This is a genomic window from Arthrobacter sp. 4R501, from assembly GCF_002929755.1.
Taxonomy (GTDB): domain Bacteria; phylum Actinomycetota; class Actinomycetes; order Actinomycetales; family Micrococcaceae; genus Arthrobacter.
Genome location: NZ_PJIW01000019.1, coordinates 47,110 through 64,211 on the forward strand (window position 1 = coordinate 47,110; position 17,102 = coordinate 64,211).

The 17,102-nt window shown below is 65.3% G+C and carries 17 protein-coding genes; 12 read left to right on the forward strand and 5 right to left on the reverse strand.

Features of this window, described 5'->3' with window-relative positions:
• The first annotated feature begins 28 nt into the window (after positions 1-28).
• The 7 genes from CXR02_RS17640 to CXR02_RS17670 all read left to right on the forward strand — a co-directional run bounded on the left by CXR02_RS17640 (position 29) and on the right by CXR02_RS17670 (position 6,479).
• Positions 29-628: a DUF6286 domain-containing protein gene (locus tag CXR02_RS17640; protein ID WP_219816444.1), complete on the forward strand. Its 600-nt coding sequence runs from the start codon at positions 29-31 to the stop codon at positions 626-628.
• Complete coding sequence (locus tag CXR02_RS17645) at positions 625-1,236, forward strand: hypothetical protein (RefSeq protein WP_104063168.1); 612 nt, start codon at positions 625-627, stop codon at positions 1,234-1,236. Before CXR02_RS17640 ends, CXR02_RS17645 begins: the two co-directional genes overlap by 4 nt.
• Positions 1,237-1,340: 104 nt before the next feature.
• Positions 1,341-1,622, forward strand: a complete 282-nt coding sequence (locus tag CXR02_RS17650; protein ID WP_104063169.1) for a hypothetical protein — start codon at positions 1,341-1,343, stop codon at positions 1,620-1,622.
• Positions 1,623-1,909: 287 nt separating this feature from the next.
• Positions 1,910-3,247 (forward strand): ABC transporter substrate-binding protein, encoded by a 1,338-nt coding sequence (locus CXR02_RS17655; RefSeq protein WP_104063170.1) that lies wholly within the window; start codon positions 1,910-1,912, stop codon positions 3,245-3,247.
• Between the two features lie 93 nt (positions 3,248-3,340).
• Positions 3,341-4,306 (forward strand): carbohydrate ABC transporter permease, encoded by a 966-nt coding sequence (locus CXR02_RS17660; RefSeq protein WP_104063171.1) that lies wholly within the window; start codon positions 3,341-3,343, stop codon positions 4,304-4,306.
• The gene (locus CXR02_RS17665; RefSeq protein ID WP_104063172.1) at positions 4,303-5,280 is read left to right on the forward strand and encodes a carbohydrate ABC transporter permease; all 978 of its coding nucleotides are present in this window, start codon (positions 4,303-4,305) and stop codon (positions 5,278-5,280) included. Before CXR02_RS17660 ends, CXR02_RS17665 begins: the two co-directional genes overlap by 4 nt.
• 146 nt (positions 5,281-5,426) lie before the next feature.
• A complete protein-coding gene (locus tag CXR02_RS17670; RefSeq protein ID WP_104063173.1) occupies positions 5,427-6,479 on the forward strand; it encodes a LacI family DNA-binding transcriptional regulator in 1,053 nt (350 codons plus the stop codon).
• Positions 6,480-6,588: 109 nt separating this feature from the next.
• Here the strand turns inward: CXR02_RS17670 and CXR02_RS17675 are convergent, their stop codons facing one another.
• Both CXR02_RS17675 and CXR02_RS17680 read right to left on the reverse strand, forming a co-directional pair.
• Complete coding sequence (locus tag CXR02_RS17675; protein ID WP_104063174.1) at positions 6,589-7,623, reverse strand: hypothetical protein; 1,035 nt, start codon at positions 7,621-7,623, stop codon at positions 6,589-6,591.
• Positions 7,624-7,657: 34 nt separating this feature from the next.
• Entirely contained in the window at positions 7,658-8,464 is an 807-nt protein-coding gene (locus CXR02_RS17680; protein WP_104063175.1) for an exodeoxyribonuclease III, read from the reverse strand.
• 297 nt (positions 8,465-8,761) lie between these two features.
• On the opposite strand from CXR02_RS17680, the gene CXR02_RS17685 reads away from it, so the two are divergent.
• The 4 genes from CXR02_RS17685 (at position 8,762) to CXR02_RS17700 (ending at position 13,109) form a co-directional block, all read left to right on the forward strand.
• Positions 8,762-10,261 carry a CoA-acylating methylmalonate-semialdehyde dehydrogenase gene (locus CXR02_RS17685; RefSeq protein ID WP_104063176.1) on the forward strand — a complete coding sequence of 500 codons (1,500 nt, stop codon included), beginning with the start codon at positions 8,762-8,764 and terminating at the stop codon, positions 10,259-10,261.
• Positions 10,261-11,331 (forward strand): enoyl-CoA hydratase/isomerase family protein, encoded by a 1,071-nt coding sequence (locus tag CXR02_RS17690; protein ID WP_104063177.1) that lies wholly within the window; start codon positions 10,261-10,263, stop codon positions 11,329-11,331. Before CXR02_RS17685 ends, CXR02_RS17690 begins: the two co-directional genes overlap by 1 nt.
• Positions 11,324-12,238 carry a 3-hydroxyisobutyrate dehydrogenase gene (gene mmsB / locus CXR02_RS17695; RefSeq protein ID WP_104063178.1) on the forward strand — a complete coding sequence of 305 codons (915 nt, stop codon included), beginning with the start codon at positions 11,324-11,326 and terminating at the stop codon, positions 12,236-12,238. The genes CXR02_RS17690 and mmsB overlap by 8 nt, the downstream gene beginning before the upstream one ends.
• A gap of 94 nt (positions 12,239-12,332) precedes the next feature.
• Positions 12,333-13,109: an enoyl-CoA hydratase gene (locus tag CXR02_RS17700; protein WP_104063179.1), complete on the forward strand. Its 777-nt coding sequence runs from the start codon at positions 12,333-12,335 to the stop codon at positions 13,107-13,109.
• A 7-nt stretch (positions 13,110-13,116) separates the two neighbouring features.
• Here CXR02_RS17700 and CXR02_RS17705 read toward each other — a convergent pair whose 3' ends face one another.
• Positions 13,117-14,091 (reverse strand): NAD(P)/FAD-dependent oxidoreductase, encoded by a 975-nt coding sequence (locus CXR02_RS17705; RefSeq protein WP_104063180.1) that lies wholly within the window; start codon positions 14,089-14,091, stop codon positions 13,117-13,119.
• A 66-nt stretch (positions 14,092-14,157) separates the two neighbouring features.
• On the opposite strand from CXR02_RS17705, the gene CXR02_RS17710 reads away from it, so the two are divergent.
• On the forward strand, positions 14,158-14,760 hold the full coding sequence (locus CXR02_RS17710; protein ID WP_104063181.1) for a helix-turn-helix domain-containing protein: 603 nt from the start codon (positions 14,158-14,160) through the stop codon (positions 14,758-14,760).
• Positions 14,761-14,769: 9 nt separating this feature from the next.
• On the opposite strand, the gene CXR02_RS17715 is transcribed toward CXR02_RS17710, so the two are convergent.
• Entirely contained in the window at positions 14,770-15,276 is a 507-nt protein-coding gene (locus CXR02_RS17715; protein WP_104063182.1) for a MarR family winged helix-turn-helix transcriptional regulator, read from the reverse strand.
• A 2-nt stretch (positions 15,277-15,278) separates the two neighbouring features.
• Positions 15,279-17,015: an AMP-binding protein gene (locus tag CXR02_RS17720; protein ID WP_104063204.1), complete on the reverse strand. Its 1,737-nt coding sequence runs from the start codon at positions 17,013-17,015 to the stop codon at positions 15,279-15,281.
• Positions 17,016-17,102 lie beyond the last annotated feature (87 nt).

A 17,102-nucleotide genomic window follows, 5' to 3' on the forward strand; every position in this document is an offset into this window, starting at 1 on the left:
CCGCGCCCGAGCCCAGCGGCAACCTGATATGCGCAGGGTCGTCTACCGGGAGACCCATTCCTCGCGGGCGGCGGTGGCAACAGTGGCCGCGGTCCTGGTAATGGGGCTGGCAGGCTACGGTCTGCTCGAATCCGCCGTTCACGCCATTGGTCAGCCGGCCTGGCTGATCGAACCGCAGCTGGCGGCGGAGCGCATCGTTGCACTTCCGGCGGGGATCCCGCCGTTGCTGCTCGGTGCCAGCGGCGCCGTAGTAGCCATGGTGGGGCTGTTTTTCCTGCTCAACGCAGTCCTGCCGGGAAGACGAGCCCGGCACGTGCTGAACGGCACCACGCTGAACGGCACCACGCTGAACGGCACCGGAAATTCGTCCGCCGTGGTGGTCGATGACGAGGTCATCGCCTCCGCCCTGGCACGCAGCGCACGGCTCGCTGCCAATGTCACCCCGGAGCAGGTCATGGTGGTGGTGTCCCGGCGGCAGATTATCGTCAACGTGCGCCCCACCTCAGGGGTTCCAGTAGCGGAAGCGGCGGTGCTGGCCGCAGTCCAGGACGAACTCAGCGGGATGTCACTGGTCCCGGTACCTGACGTCCGCGTGAACATTTCCACCGTAGGAGTGATTGGGGCATGACCGCCACACCCACGCTCCTCAACAGGATCCTGCTGGGCATCCTCGGACTCAAGCTGCTCGCCGTGGGCATCCTGCTCGTCCTGCTGGCCACCGTTCCACCTGTGGCAACCTGGTGGCATGCCTGGTCCGGATCGGCCTGGCGCAGCGTCAACCAGGCCTTCGACGACACCCGCTTTCCGGGACGGCCGGAAAGCTGGCTCTGGATTGTGATGGCCCTGGCACTGCTCGTGCTGATCGGGCTGATGGTTGCCTGGATCGCGCAGCAGGGCAAAGGCAGGAGCAACCTGCTGGTGGCCGAGTACGATCCCGGGACAGTAGCCGGGGATGTCCGGATCAGCGGTGGAGTAGCGGAGCAGGCGTTGAAGCACGCCTTGGCTGAACGACCCGATCTGGCGGGTGCCACGGTGGCAACATACGATGTCCAGGGCAGCCCTGCCTTGAAAATCCGGCTCCAGCCGCGCCAAGGTGTGGCGCCGCATCTCCTTGCGGCCGAGGTCTCTGCCTTGGTGGACGCCTTGGACCAAGTGGTGGGAAAACAGACACCCGTCCTGATTCACATTGGTGCCGGGGCCAGGACACGGTTCAGCCGCGCTGAGCGCGTCCGTTAGTGTGATCCGGGGGACATCGGTTCGTGCCGATGCCGGCGAACATCGCCAGCAACGGGCCACCACCACTGTCCGGATGGAATAACCGGGGAATCAAGGAGAACACCATGAGCGAGCAAGTAACTGGCAGCGGAGCGGCAAGCGAAGGCGTCGAAGGCGGGGCAGAAAAGGCCAAGGAGTTCGCGGGCGAGGCTGCAGAGAACGTGAAGGAGTTCGCGGGCGAAGCTGCAGAAAACGTCAAGGAGTTCTTCGACGGTGACGTGGCCGAAAACGCCAAGGAACTGGCCGGCAATGTGACTGAGAACGTGAAGGAACTGGCCGGCAGCGTAACCGAGAACGTGAAGGGCTTTGGCGCGAAGATCGCCGGTCTGTTCAAGGGCGGCAAATAGGCCCAGAGTAGAACCGCGGGCTTCATGTTCCGCGAGCGTTACCGATTGTCGTACCGATATGCCCCTCAGGAAGTCCTTCCTGGAGGGGCATATCTCTGCGCTGGGGACAACTTGAGGTGCCCCCCTTCCGCAGTTCTCCGTCCTAGATCTCCTTTCGGACACGACGTGTGTAAGCGCTTGCATTTCTGGCTTGGACTCGATTAGTGTGTGATTCACACCACGTCAATAACGCTCGTGACCTCAATCGCACCTGTTGAAGTTCTGTAACTCACCGAGGAGTCCTCAGCATGAAAAACCGCAAATACCTGCTTCCGGTTGCTGCCACCGGAATTCTGGCACTGTCCCTGACGGCCTGTAGTCCCGGCGGGGGCGGTGGCGGCACCACCGGCAGTGACTGCTCTCCGTACGAGAGTTACGGCAAGCACGACGGCAAGACCGTCTCCGTCTACTCCACCATCGTGGACATCGAAGCTACCAACCTGGAAACCGCCTGGGCAACGTTTGAGGAATGCACCGGCGCAACCATCAAGTACGAGGGCAGCAAGGAATTCGAGACCCAGATCGGTGTCCGGGCCAAGGCTGGAAACGCCCCGGACGTCGCCATCTTCCCGCAGCCAGGCCTCCTGGCCGATCAGGCCAAGGCAGGCGGCCTGAAGCCGGCTCCGAAGGCAGTCTCGGATCTTGTGGACAAGAACTGGTCCGCTGACTGGAAGAAGTACGGCACGGTGGACGGGACCTTCTATGCGGCACCGATGCTTGCGAACGTCAAGGGTTACGTCTGGTACGCCCCGAAGACGTTCAAGGACAAGGGCTGGGAAGTTCCCAAGACCTGGGACGAAATGATGACGCTGTCTTCTAAGATCGCCGATGACGGCGCCATGAAGCCATGGTGTGCCGGCTTCGAATCCGGCGAAGCGACCGGCTGGCCGGGCACCGACTGGGTCGAGGATGTCGTCCTTCGTGCCCAGGGCCCCGAGGTCTACGACCAGTGGGTCACGCACGGGATTCCCTTCAACGACCCCAAGATTGTGGATGCGCTGAACCAGACCGGCGAGATCCTCCTGAACTCCGACTATGTCAACGGCGGATTCGGCGACGTTCGTTCAATCCTGACCACCGGCTTCGCGCAGGCAGGTCAGCCCGTCCTCGATGGCCAGTGCGCCATGCACCACCAGGCCAACTTCCAGGCAGCCAACTGGCCGGAAGGGACAGCCGTGGCTCCCGATGGCGACGTCTGGGCCTTCATGACGCCTCCGATCGACCCCAGCAAGGGCCAGGCAATCACCGGCGGCGGCGAGATGGTGGGCGCATACAAGGACACCCCGGAGGCGCAGGCCTTCCTGGCTTACTTGGCCAGCGCCGAGTTCGCCAACAACCGCGTCAAGCTGGGCGGCGTTATCAGCGCCAACAAGGGACTGGACCCGGCGAGTGCCCAGACGGAACTCGACAAGCAGTCCATCGCCCTGCTCCAGGACCCGGACACAGTCTTCCGCTTCGACGGCTCTGACCTGATGCCCGGCGCCGTAGGCTCCAACTCCTTCTGGAAGGGCATCGTTGCATGGATCAACGGCACTCCCGCCCAGCAGGTTGCTGACAGCGTCGAAGGCAGCTGGCCCAAGAGCTGACCTCCCTCGCATCGCGCCCTTGGGACAACTAGTCCCAAGGGCGCGATGTCGATCCCGAACGAACTTTTCCACGCACACCACGGAGGTTGGGCAATGGAGTTTCTTGGAGGAAAGTTTCTTCAAGTTTTTATCGCCTTAGCGGTTTTTGCCGCGCTAATTGGGCTGATCATGCTGATTGTGGACAGGGCTCCCAAATCAGTCAAAGACAAACTGACGATCGTTGGCTTTCTGGCGCCGGCGGCCATCCTGATGCTGGTCGGCCTGGTTTATCCAGCCGTGCAGACATCGTTCCTGGCATTCACGAATGCCGCCGGACAACCCAACGGAGTCGACAACTTCGTCTGGATGTTTACGCAGCCCGAGGCGCTGGCCACCCTCCGCAACACGGTGATCTGGACCGTTCTGGTGCCGTTGCTGTCCACGGTCTTCGGTCTCGCTTATGCAGTGTTCATTGACAAGGCGCGCGGCGAAAACGCCCTCAAAGCTTTGGTCTTTATGCCGGTGGGCATCTCGATGGTGGGCGCCGGCATCATCTGGAAGCTGGTGTACGACTACCGCGGCCCCGGCATTGAACAGACTGGCGTGGTTAACGCTGTGCGGGTTGCCCTGGGCATGGACCCCAAGCAATTCCTCCTTGATGCCCCGGAAAACACCATCTTCCTCATCATCGTGATGGTTTGGATCCAAACAGGCTTTGCCATGGTGATCCTCTCTGCTGCCATCAAGGGCGTGCCGGTGGAACTGGTTGAGGCGGCGCGCCTGGACGGTGCCAACCCCTGGCAGCAGTTCCGCAATGTGACGGTTCCCGGCATTCGCGGCGCTTTGGTGGTGGTGCTGACAACCATCACTATCGCCACCCTGAAAGTCTTCGACATTGTCCGCACCATGACGGCGGGCAACTATGACACGTCTGTGATCGCCAACGAGATGTACACACAGGCATTCCGCGCCGGCGAACCGGGCAGGGGTGCGGCGTTGGCCCTAGTCCTGTTCCTTCTCGTACTGCCCATAGTGGTCTACAACGCCCGCGTACTTCGTCAGCAAAGGGAAATCCGATGACCGTCATGCCAGCGCCGGATGAGGCAGCCAACACTTCCCGGACCCAGTCACGCAAAGACAGGGGCCGTCCCGCGACGCCGGAGGATTCCGCACCGATCATGCGGCGTGTCAAGACCAAGCTCACGTCACGGTGGGCCACTGCGGCCGCCGTGATCATTGCGACGATCTGGACCGTGCCCACCTTCGGTCTCCTGGTATCCTCCATCCGTCCCGCGGCCAAGCAGGTGGGCCCGCGCTCGGATGGCTGGTGGAACTTCTTTGCCGACTGGGATTTTACTTTCAAGCACTACGTCGACGTCACGGCAGCAGCCGGATCGCAGTCTGCGAATCTTTCGCAGTACTTCGTCAACTCCCTGGCGATTGTCATCCCGGTGACCGTCTTTGTCCTGGTGCTCGCCTCCATGGCGGCCTACATCTTCGCCTGGGGCAACTTCAGGGGCCGCGAGGCTTCGTTCATCTTCGTTTTTGCGTTGCAGATCATTCCCCTGCAGATGGCACTCATCCCGCTGCTGTCATTGTTCACCCAGATCCTGAAGCTCCCGCCCGGGTCCTATGCGCAGCTGTGGATCGCCCACACCATGTTTGGACTCCCGTTGGGCATCTTCCTGCTGCACAACTTCATCTCGGAGATCCCGGGCGAAGTTATCGAGGCCGCGAAGGTGGACGGGGCAGGACACACCACCATTTTCTGGCGGATCATCCTGCCGTTGTCCGTGCCGGCTCTGGCATCCCTGGCCATCTTCCAGTTCCTGTGGGTCTGGAATGACTTGCTCGTGGCATTGGTGTTCTCGGGTGGAACGGCAGACGTAGCGCCCATCACCCAACGGCTCGCTGAGATCTCCGGTACCCGCGGCAATAGGGACTTCCTGAACCCTGCCGCTGCGTTCGTCTCGATCATCGTCCCGCTGGCGGTGTTCCTTGGCCTGCAGCGCTTCTTTGTCCGGGGCCTGCTTGCGGGCGGCCTCAAGGGCTGACCGGGCTCAGGGCTGATCCGCATAAGGGCTGATCGGACTCAAGGGGAGGCAGGCAGGTAACACTGTGACGTCGGGCGGCCCGCAACCTAGCATGGCTTGGGGCAACTGCATAGCGGATATTGGGTTTGAGCCCATGAGGGGAAACGGTGGCACGCATGGCTGAGAGGTCTCAACGGGGTGGCCACAGCGGCGTCAGCATTGAGGACGTGGCAGCAGCCGCAGGCGTCTCCACCGCCACCGTTTCCCGGGCCGTACGCGGGCTTCCCAGGGTTTCGCCCGCCACCAGGGAGAAGATCCTCGAGGTGGCGGGTGCCTTGGGTTATGTGGCGTCGTCGTCGGCGTCAGGACTGGCCACCGGCCGCACCAAGACCATCGGCGTCCTGGCACCGTTCGTGAGCCGCTGGTTCTTCTCCAAGGCCATCGAGGGCGCGGACCGCGAACTTCACGCCCGCCACTACAATCTTTCCCTCTTCAACCTGGGCGGTCACGGCAGCAACCGGGAACGCCTGTTCAGCAAGACCATGGTTTACAAACAGATTGACGCCCTGCTTGTCCTTTGCATGGCGCTCAACCACGAGGAACTGGACCATCTCCAAAAGATTGATATCCCGCTGATCGTGGTGGGCGGCCATGTGGAAGAGTGCGCGTACATCGGCATCGACGACTACGCCGCAGCGTCCACCGCCGTACGGCACCTGATCGACCTCGGCCACCGGGACATTGCCCTCCTTCACGGCGACGACGAAACGGACCTTAACTTCGACGTTCCCCGCGTGCGGATCCTGGCTTTCAAGGACGTTATGGCAGGAGCGGGGCTGCCCACCCGCCCCGAGTGGGACGAATGGGGCGACTTCACGGTCCGCAGCGGCCAAGAGGCATTCCGGCGCCTCTGGGCCCGGTCAGGCCCGAAGCCGACCGCCATCTTTTGCGCCTCAGACGAAATGGCCATGGGCGTCATCTTCGAAGCAGCACGCGTAGGCGTACGGGTCCCTGAGGACCTCTCGGTGGTGGGGATCGATGACCACGATTTCGCCGACGCAATGGGCCTGACCACCGTGGGACAACGGCCCGACGAACAGGCCGAGCTGGCTACCAAGATGCTCCTCGACGAACTGGACGGCACGGTCGGGGCGGTCCGATCCGCCGTCGCGCCCCACCAGCTCATCATCAGGCGTACGACGGCGCCGCCTCCTTCCTGAGGAGGCGCGGCGTGGCATGCGGCCAGGATGCCGCGGCCAGGACGCCGGGTTCAGGAAGCCGCAGTCGCGAAGCCGTGTCTAGGAAGAAGCCGTGTTTAGGAAACAGCGGTCAGGACGCGCGGGCGAGCTGCCGGATGGGAATCCAGCGGGAAGCCAGCCTGCGGTAGGCCGCCGCGGCGCCCGTCATGTCGCCCTCTGCCAGGCATTCGATGCCCAGCCGGATGTCCATGGGCGACTCGTCCGGGTACACCTTGTCCGCCACGGCGCCGTAGTCGAGTTCCACCATGGAATTGACGTGGAACAGCTCCAGCCATTCGGTCAGCTGCGCGAGGTCGTCCAGCATGTCCAGGTCCGGGGCCGCCAGCGCCAGGTGGGCCACGGCGTACCGTGCCCGCTCTATGGCTTCGGTGATGGGAGCCCACACCCTGACGGTGAGGATGCGCCCGCCCGATTCCACCACGTCCTTATGGTCGCCTTCCATAAACAGCGAGAACCAGCTGAAGGGGATGCCCCACGTGGAGGCGCGGGTATGCACACGGATGGCGCCGTCACGGGCTTTGACCTGGTCAATGCGTTCCTGGTGCTTGTCTCGCTGCTCTTCCGGAATCAGCATTTCGGCCAGCGGGCCGTGGATGCCTTCCATGAGGGCATTGGCGGCGAGGCCGGCGCGCAGGACCAGCTGGCTGGGGCAGTACAGCAGGACGCGCCCGGACCCAGTGTCCCGCCCAGCGTCGCCCCCAGCGTCAGGCCCAAGGCCGGAACCGGCGCCTTTCCCGGTACCCAATCCAGTCTCGGTACCCAATCCAGCCTCGGTACCCAAGCCAGCCTCGGTACCCGGGCCGGCGGCAGCACCGGCGTCGGACGTTCCTGGCTGCGGGGTCCGCCCGGGCGGTACTCCGGGAATGCTGGTGACGCGGACCAGGTCCGTCCGCCCGGTGGGGAAGGGGTCCCCGCCGGAGCGGGTGATCCGGCCCAGCGAGGCGAGCAGTTCGGCGTTTTCGACGGCGGCCCGGGAGGCTGTGCGGGCACCGGCGGAGCGGATGGCCTCCCGCTGTCCTTCCGGGAAGGCTTCCAGCGGTTCGTAGACGCGCAGGGTGGAGGAGAACGGCAGCCCGGCCTGGCCCCGGTAGAGGTTTCCCGTCATTACAGTCTCCCTTCCTGGGCCCCGGCCGCAGCCATCAGTCCGCCAGTTCCACCAGAACGGGGGCGTGGTCCGAGGCGCCCTTGCCCTTGCGTTCCTCGCGGTCGATCGACGCGCCCGTGACGCGGGCCGCCAACGCGGGGGAGCCAAGGACAAAGTCAATGCGCATCCCCTCCTTTTTGGGGAAGCGCAGCTGGGTGTAATCCCAGTACGTGTACACGCCGGGACCGGGGGTGTACTCGCGTGCCACGTCCTTGAATCCGGCCTCTTCAAACGCGTGGAACGCAGCGCGTTCCGGCGGGCTGACATGGGTGTACTTGTTATTGACGAAAAGGTCGATGTCCCAGACGTCGTCGTCGAACGGCGCAATGTTCCAGTCGCCCATGAGGGCTACCTGAGCTGTCGGGTCGGCGGTCACCAGGCCCTGGGCGTGGGTCTTCAGGGATTCAAGCCACTTGATCTTGTACGGCATGTGTTCGTCGTCCAGGGAGCGGCCGTTGGGCACGTAGAGGCTCCAGACCCGGACGCTGCCGCACGTGGCCGCCATGGCGCGGGCTTCCTGGACGGGGTCCTTGCCTTCTTTCCCGAACGGAGGCTGGTCCAGGAAGGTGCGCTCAACGTCTTCCAGGCCTACCCGGGACGCGATGGCCACGCCGTTCCACTGGTTCACACCGAAGTGGGCCACCTCGTAGCCCATGCGCTCGAAAAGTTCCCAGGGGAAGTTTTCGTCCTTGCATTTGGTCTCCTGGATGGCCAGGACGTCGCAATCGCTGCGCTGCAGCCAAGCCTCCACACGGTCGGCGCGGGCACGGAGGGAGTTCACATTCCAGGTAGCAATCTTCACAGTCCCTAACTTACCGAACTTGTTGCCCGGAGGCGTTGCCGCGGCTGGGCCGGTTCCGGTCAGCCTGTTGGCCCGCGCCCGCAGAAACGGGGCACTATGGCGCGGACACGCCGTCGAATCGCGTCTTGAGGGCCCAGATCCACGTCAAAGTGCCCCCGGACGGTGTGCCGCTACAAATGCCGACGACGGCGGCAGCGTGTGCCACGAGGGTTTTGGGGCAGTCTGGAATTTAGTAGGAAGTCCGAGTATATTCGCTTGCAGAGATGACCTGGATCACATGCGAAGGAGCATTGCATCATGGTGCGCGAACTATCCCATTACGTAGACGGCCAGCGGGTGACGGGGACCTCCGGCCGCTTCAGTGACGTTTTTGACCCCTGCACCGGCCAGGTCCAGGCGCGCCTGCCCCTCGCCAGCGGGGAGGAGGTCCGGAACGTGGTGGCTGCCGCGGAGAAAGCGCAGGTCCAGTGGGGCGCCATGAACCCGCAGCGCCGCGGCCGGATCCTGCTTAAGTTTGTTGACCTCGTCAACGAGAACATGGACGAACTTGCCACGCTGTTGTCCTCCGAGCACGGGAAGACGTTCGCCGATTCCAAGGGCGATATCCAGCGCGGCATTGAAGTGGTGGAGTTCGCGGCGGGCGCCCCGCACCTGCTCAAAGGCGAGTTCTCCGACGACGCCGGTGCAGGCATCGACGTCCACTCGCTGCGCCAGCCACTCGGGGTGGTCGCGGGCATCACCCCGTTCAACTTCCCGGCCATGATCCCCTTGTGGAAGTCCGGTCCGGCCCTCGCCGCCGGCAACGCTTTCATCCTCAAGCCCTCCGAACGGGACCCCTCGGTTCCGCTGCGCCTGGCCGAACTGTTCACCGAGGCCGGGCTGCCGGACGGCGTTTTCAACGTGGTCAACGGGGACAAGGAAGCCGTTGACGCGCTGCTGGAAGATCCCCGCGTGAAGGCGATCGGCTTTGTGGGTTCAACGCCCATCGCCCAGTACATCTACGCCACCGCGGCCGCCCACGGAAAGCGCGCCCAGTGCTTTGGCGGGGCCAAGAACCACATGGTGATCATGCCGGACGCGGATCTGGACATGGCCGCCGATGCCCTGATCGGCGCCGGATTCGGTTCCGCGGGCGAGCGCTGCATGGCCATTTCCGTGGCCGTCCCGGTGGGGGAGAAAACCGCGGACGCACTGGTATCCAAGCTGACGGAGCGCGTGAAGCACCTGCGGGTGGGCCACAGCCTGGACAAGGACTCGGACTTCGGGCCCGTGGTGGCAGCCAGTGCCAAGGAACGGATCGAGGGCTACATCCAGTCCGGCGTGGACGAGGGTGCCACCCTGCTGGCCGACGGGCGCGGCCTCACGGTGGAAGGCTATGACGACGGCTTCTGGGTGGGACCCACGCTCTTCGACCATGTCACCAAGGACATGAAGATCTACCAGGAGGAAATCTTCGGCCCCGTCCTCAGCGTGCTCCGTGCCGCCGATTACGACGAAGCCCTCCGGCTGTGCTCCGAGCACGAATTCGGCAACGGCGTGGCCATCTTCACCCGCGACGGCGACGCCGCCCGGGACTTTGCCAGCCGGGTGGAGGTGGGCATGGTGGGCATCAACGTCCCCATCCCCGTCCCCATCGCCTATTACACGTTTGGCGGCTGGAAAGCGTCCGGTTTCGGCGACCTGAACCAGCATGGCGCCGATGCGTTCCGTTTTTACACCAAGACCAAAACGGTCACCACGCGCTGGCCGTCCGGGATCCGCCAGGGCGCCAGCTTCATCATGCCGGAAGGCAGCTGATGACGGAGGTTCTGTTCGAGAAGCGCGGCCACGTGGGCATCATCACGCTCAACCGGCCCAAGGCCGTCAACGCACTGAACGCCGGCATGGTGGACGCCGTGCTGGCGCAGCTCACTGCCTGGGCAGACGACGACGGCGTGGCCACCGTCCTGGTGCGCGGCGCCGGTGAGCGTGGCCTCTGCGCCGGGGGCGACATTGTGGCGATCTACCGGGACATCCTCGGCGGCGGGACGGAAACTGCTGACTTCTGGCAGAACGAATACCGGCTGAACTCCCTGATTGCCGCCTACCCCAAACCCTATGTGGCCTTTATGGACGGACTGGTGCTCGGCGGCGGCGTGGGAATCTCCGCACACGGCTCCGTGCGGGTGGTCACCGAACGGACCCGGACGGGAATGCCGGAGACCACCATCGGGTTTGTGCCCGACGTCGGCGGGACCTGGCTGCTGGCGAGGTCACCTGGAGAGACCGGCACCCATGCCGCGCTGACAGGAGCCCACCTGACCGGGGCGGATGCGCTGTTCCTGGGCCTCGCGGACCACTTTGTCCCGTCGGGGAGCCTGCCGGAGCTGGCGGCCGCGCTCGAACACGAAAGTGCGGAAGCCGCCGTCGTACGTTTTGCCCGGAATCCGCCGCCCTCGGGGCTGGAGGTGCAGCGGGACTGGATCGATGCGGCCTACGCCAGTGACGACGTGGAGGACATTGTCCGGCGGCTGCAGACGCTGGATGAGGCCTCGGGCGGCGCGTCTGCGGCCGAAGCGGCCGAGGCCGCCGACACCATCGAAGCGAAGTCGCCTACGGCTGTGAAGGTGGCCTTGGAGTCCCTCCGCCGGGCCAAAGGACTGACGTTGGACGAGGCACTGGCGCAGGAATACCGCGTGGGGCTTCGGTTCCTGGTTGCGCCCGACTTCCGCGAAGGGATCCGGGCGCAGGTGGTGGACAAGGACCGCGATCCGCAATGGAAGCCGGCCACGCTGCACGAGGTGCACGCGGCAGACGTAGAACGGTTCTTCGCGCCGCTGGGGGACCGGGAACTCAACCTGCACACAAAGGAGCCGGACAATGCCTGAACAAACCACCGTCGCTTTCCTGGGCCTGGGCCACATGGGCGGGCCCATGGCAGTGAACCTGGTCCGTGCCGGCTACACCGTGGCGGGCTTCGACGTGGTCCCCGCCGCGCTGGACGCCGCCCAAACGCACGGCGTCCCCACGGTGGCCAGTCCGCTGGACGCCATCGCCGGTGCCGACGTGGTGCTGACCATGTTCCCCAGCGGACAGCACGTGCTGGACGCCTACCGCGGCGCGGAGGGACAGCCGGGCCTGTTGGCCGAGGCGAAGCCGGGGACCATGTTCCTGGACTGCTCCACCATCAACGTTGACGAGGCACGCGAAGCCTCCGCGCTCGCCATTGCCGCCGGCCACCGTGCCGTGGATGCCCCGGTCTCCGGCGGTGTAGTGGGTGCGGAAGCCGGCACGCTGACCTTTATGGTGGGCGGCGAAACGGAGGACTTCGAGGCAGTCCGGCCCCTGCTCGAGGTGATGGGAAAACGGGTGGTCCACTGCGGCGGGCACGGTGGCGGCCAGGCCGCCAAGATCTGCAACAACCTCATCCTGGGGGTCTCCATGATCGCGGTCAGCGAAGCCTTTGTGCTGGGCGAGAAGCTGGGATTGACGCACCAGGCGCTGTTCGACGTCGCCTCCAACGCCTCCGGGCAATGCTGGGCCCTGACCACCAACTGCCCCGTGCCCGGACCGGTCCCCACCAGCCCCGCCAACCGCGACTACCAGCCGGGCTTCGCCGGGGCGCTGATGGCGAAGGACCTGCGGCTCGCGCTGAATGCGCTGGATAGTACCGGGGTGGCCGCCCGGCTGGGACCGCTCGCCTCGGAAATCTACGATACGTTTGCCGCTGAAGGCGGAGCCGGCCGGGACTTCTCCGGAATCATCACCGATATCCGCGACAAATCGCAGCACTAGCACCATCTGCAGCACTGGCAACACTCGAAAACCATCTGCAGCACTGGCAACTCTGCAGCACGAGCAACACGCGAAAACAGCTGAAAGGTCAGGCATGACGGAGTACACGAACATCCTTGTGGAACAGCGCGGCCGGGTAGGGCTGGTCACGCTCAACCGGCCGGAGGCGCTCAACGCCCTGGACAAAGCCACCATGGACCAGCTCGTGGCAGCCTTCACCGCCATGGACGCCGACCCCGGCGTGGGCGCGGTGGTGATCACCGGCTCGACCAAGGCGTTCGCCGCGGGTGCCGACATCAAGGAGATGGCCTCGCAGGGCTACATGGACATGTACGCCGCAGACTGGTTCCGGGGCTGGGAGGACTTCACCCGGCTGCGGATCCCGGTCATCGCGGCCGTGTCCGGTTTCGCCCTGGGCGGCGGCTGCGAGCTGGCCATGATGTGCGATTTCATCATCGCCGGGGACAACGCCAAGTTCGGCCAGCCGGAGATCAACCTCGGGGTGCTGCCGGGCATGGGCGGTTCGCAGCGGCTCACGCGCGCCGTGGGCAAAGCCAAGGCCATGGACATGATCCTCACCGGGCGTTTCATCGGTGCCGAGGAGGCTGAACGCTCCGGACTCGTCTCGCGCGTGGTGCCCGCGGAGAATGTGGTGGAGGAGGCGCTCAAAGCCGCGGAGGTCATCGCGTCCAAGTCCAAGCCCGTGGCCATGCTTGCGAAGGAAGCCGTCAACGCGGCCTTTGAGACGGGACTCGCCCAGGGTGTCCTCTTCGAACGCCGGATCTTCCACTCCCTCTTTGCCAGCGAGGACCAGAAGGAAGGCATGGCCGCCTTTACGGAAAAACGGCAGCCCGAGTTCACCCACCGCTGACCGGTAATTACCGGGCAACCGACAGGGCTTCCCGGTGGGCGGCAACGTCTGCGGCCAGTTCCTCGGCCATCAGATGGTTGTTGATCACGACGGCGGTCCACGCACCAGCCGCCGCCGAGGCCAGGACCTGCGCACGCATGTCCGTCACGTTGCCCGCCGCCCACACCCCGGGGACCGCGGTGGCGCCGTCGGCATCGGTCTCCAGGAAGTCCCCGATCCCCATGGGATGGGGTGCCGGCTCGATGCCAAGTCCGGCGAAGGCGCCCAGCCGTGCGCGCACCTGGGGTCCCACCACCACCGCGTCCACGGCGATCTCGGGTCCGCCGGCCAAGGCGACACCGCGCAGGACGTCCTGCTCCACCCGCAATGATTCAACGGCGCCCGCCACCACCCTGATGCCCCGGGCGGCCAGCTGCTCCAGCTCGTCGTCGGTGGGCAGGGTCAGGTCGTTCAGGAACAGGGTGATGTTGCCGCTCCACTGCCGGAAGAGCAGGGCCTGGTGCACGGACCAAGGCCCGTTGCCCAGGATGCCGATGGCCTGATCCTGCACCTCCCAGCCGTGGCAGAACGGGCAGTGCAGCACGTCCCTGCCCCAGCGCTCGCGGAGCCCGGCAATCCCCGGCAATTCGTCCACCAGCCCGGTGGTGATCAGCAGGCGGCGCCCTCGGATCACGGTGCCGCCCGCGAGGGTCACGGAAAAACCGTCGGCCGCATTGCCCGCAGCGGCAACAGCCTCGCCCTCCACTATCCGTGCGCCGTAGTGCTCGGCTTCGGCACGTCCGATCCTCAGGAGTTCGGCGGGGCTGACACCATCGCGGGACAGGAATCCGTGGACCCCCTGGGCGGGGGCGTTGCGGGGTTCGCCGCTATCAACCACCACCACGGAACGGCGCGACCGGCCCAACATTTGCGCGGCGCTCAGGCCGGTGGCCCCTCCACCGATGATCAGGACGTCGCAGGTGCTTTCATTGTGTGTTCTCATGCCTCCATGCTCCGCGGCACCTGCTCAGGGTGGCAAGGAAAGTTGCTGGAATGGCAAACTGGGCCAATGGATGAAGAATTCGACGACGTGCTGGCAGCGGTGGGGCCGCGGCTCAGGGCCCTCCGCCTCAACAGCAACACCACCCTGGCGGCCCTCGCCGAGGCCACCGGGATTTCGGTCAGCACACTCTCACGGCTGGAATCCGGGCAGCGTCGCCCCAACCTGGAGTTGCTGCTGCCGCTGGCCAAAGCGCACCGGGTCCCGCTGGACGAACTCGTCGGGGCTCCCGCCACGGGCGATCCCCGCCTGCACCTGCGCCCCATGGTCCGGCACGGCATGACCATCATCCCGCTGACGAGGCGGCCCGGCGGGATCCAGGCCTACAAGCACATCCTGCCCGCCGGCACGCTTGACCAGCCGGACCCCCAGGTCCATGAGGGGTACGAATGGCTGTATGTGCTCAACGGCAAACTCAGGATGGTCCTGGGCGGCCAGGACCTGGTGATGGGACCCGGCGAGGCAGCCGAATTTGATACCCGGGTACCCCACTGGTTCGGCCGCGCGGACACCGAGGCGGTGGAGTTCCTCAGCCTCTTTGGAACCCAGGGCGAACGCATGCACGTGAGAGCCAAGCCGCGCTCCGAGACCCGTTGGGCTGCCAAACGCTAAGGGACGCCGCTAGTCCGCAAAGTCCCCGGCGTTCCGGCGGAAAGTACCCAGGATGCGGATCAGCTGGTCAACATCGGCTGCGTCGAACCCCGACTGGCCAAACACCTCGGTGTTGAGTACCGCCGTCGCCCGTTTGGCAACGATCCGCCCCTCCGCGGTGAGCTCGATCAGGGTGGTGCGGCCGTCCGTGGGATGCGGCGAACGGGTCACCAGTCCCGAGCCTTCCAAACGGTCGACGGCGTTCGTCACCGAGGTGGGATGGACCTGGAGCAGGGCGCTCGCCTTGTTCATGGGCAGCGCACCGCTGCGGGCGAAGCTGAGGAGCGCGAGCAGTTCGTAGCGGGCGAAGGTCAGCCCGAACGGTTTCAGGGCACCCTCGATCCGGGCCAGCAGGATCTGCTGCGTGCGCATGATCGCGGTGATCGCGGCCATGGGGGCGGCGACATCGGCCCAGCCGTGCTCCTCCCAGTTCCGTTGGGCGTCCGCGATGGGGTCCCGGGGCAGTGGCGCAGCCATCCTCAGCCCTTCAGCCCCGGAAAATCCGCCTCGGAGTACTCCACACCGAAGCCGTCCGGGTGCGCGCCCCCGCCATGCCGGAGCACCTCATTGTGCCGCAGCTCCACACGGCGGATTTTGCCCGAGATGGTCTTGGGCAGCGCCGCAAATTCCAGCCGCCGGATCCGCTTGAACGGCGCCAGGTGTTCGCGGCAGTACCGCAGGATGTCCTCGGCCAGCTCCGGCCCCGGCTCCAGCCCGGACACCAGCACAACATAGGCCTTGGGGACCGAAAGCTTGACCGCATCCGGCGACGGAACCACTGCCGCCTCGGCCACGGCCGGGTGTTCCAGCAGCACGCTCTCCAGTTCGAACGGGGAGAGCCGGTAGTCGGAGGATTTGAAGACGTCGTCGTCGCGGCCCACGTAGGTGATGACACCGTGTTTGTCCCGGCTGGCCATGTCGCCCGTGTGGTAATAGCCGCCGCGGAACGCCTCGGCGGTCCGTTCCGCGTCCCCGTAGTAGCCCTTCATCAGCCCCACCGGCCGGGGGTCCAGGCGGAGGCACAGCTCGCCGTCTTCGGCTTCTTCCCCCGTGTTCGGATCCACCAGCACAACGTCGTAGCCGGGAAGCGGCCGCCCCATGGCGCCGATGGTGACCGGCTGGCTGGGCGTGTTGGCCACCTGGACGGTGGTTTCGGTCTGGCCGAAACCGTCCCTGATGGTCTGGCCCCAGGCGCGCTGGACCTGTTCGATCACTTCGGCGTTCAGCGGTTCGCCCGCGGAGACCACCTTGGTGGGCGGGGTCTTCAGCACTTTCAGGTCCGCCTGGATCAGCATCCGCCAGACCGTGGGCGGGGCGCAGAAGCTGGTGACGCGCTCGCGGTCCATCTGCTCCATTAGGGCACGGGCGTCGAACCGTTCGTAGTTGTAGACAAATACGCACGCCTCCGCGATCCACGGGGCGAAGAAATTGGACCACGCGTGTTTGCCCCAGCCCGGCGATGCCACGTTCAGGTGCACGTCGCCGGGTTCCAGGCCGATCCAGTACATCGTGGAGAGGTGCCCCACGGGGTACGACGTGTGGGTGTGCTCCACCAGCTTCGCCTTCGACGTGGTTCCGGAGGTGAAATACAGCAGCAGCGTCTCGTCCGCGTGGGTGGGGGCGTCGGCTGTGAAGGTGACTGCCGCCGTCGTCGAATCCCTGTACTGGAGGGCATCCGCGGTGGCCGTTGTTGTTGCGGCGGTGCCGATCCCGCCGATTTCGATCAGGCGGTAATTGCCGGGGACGCCGGCAAACTTACCGATGTTGGAACGTCCGACGGCGGCCCAGCCCGCCTCGCCGCGCTCCACGCGTTCGGCCAGGTCCTCCGGACCCATCAGGGTGGTGGTGGGGATCAGGACAATGCCCAGCTTGATGCCGGCCAGCATCAGCTCCCAGAGCTCCACCTGGTTGCCCAGCATAACGATCATGCGGTCCCCGCGGCGCATGCCCTGGCTTCTCAGCCAGTTGGCCACCTGGTTGGAACGGGCGGCCAGGTCCGCGAAACTCCGGCGGGTAGCCGACCCGTCCTGCTCCACGATGACCAGGGCCGGATTGCCGGCCTTCTCAGGATCGGCGGCGATCTGATCGAACCAGTCGAGGGCAAAGTTGAATTCCGTGAAGCGCGGCCACACGAACTCGCGCCTGGCCTGGTGGTAGTCGGAATGCAGGGTCAGCAGGCGGTCGCGTGCCTCGCGGAAGTCATCGGTGACTGACATGGGGGACACCTTTCGTCCAGTGATGCGCATCACTAAGAATCCATCCCTGTGCAATATACTAGGACATCCAAGGGTTTGGAAGACCGA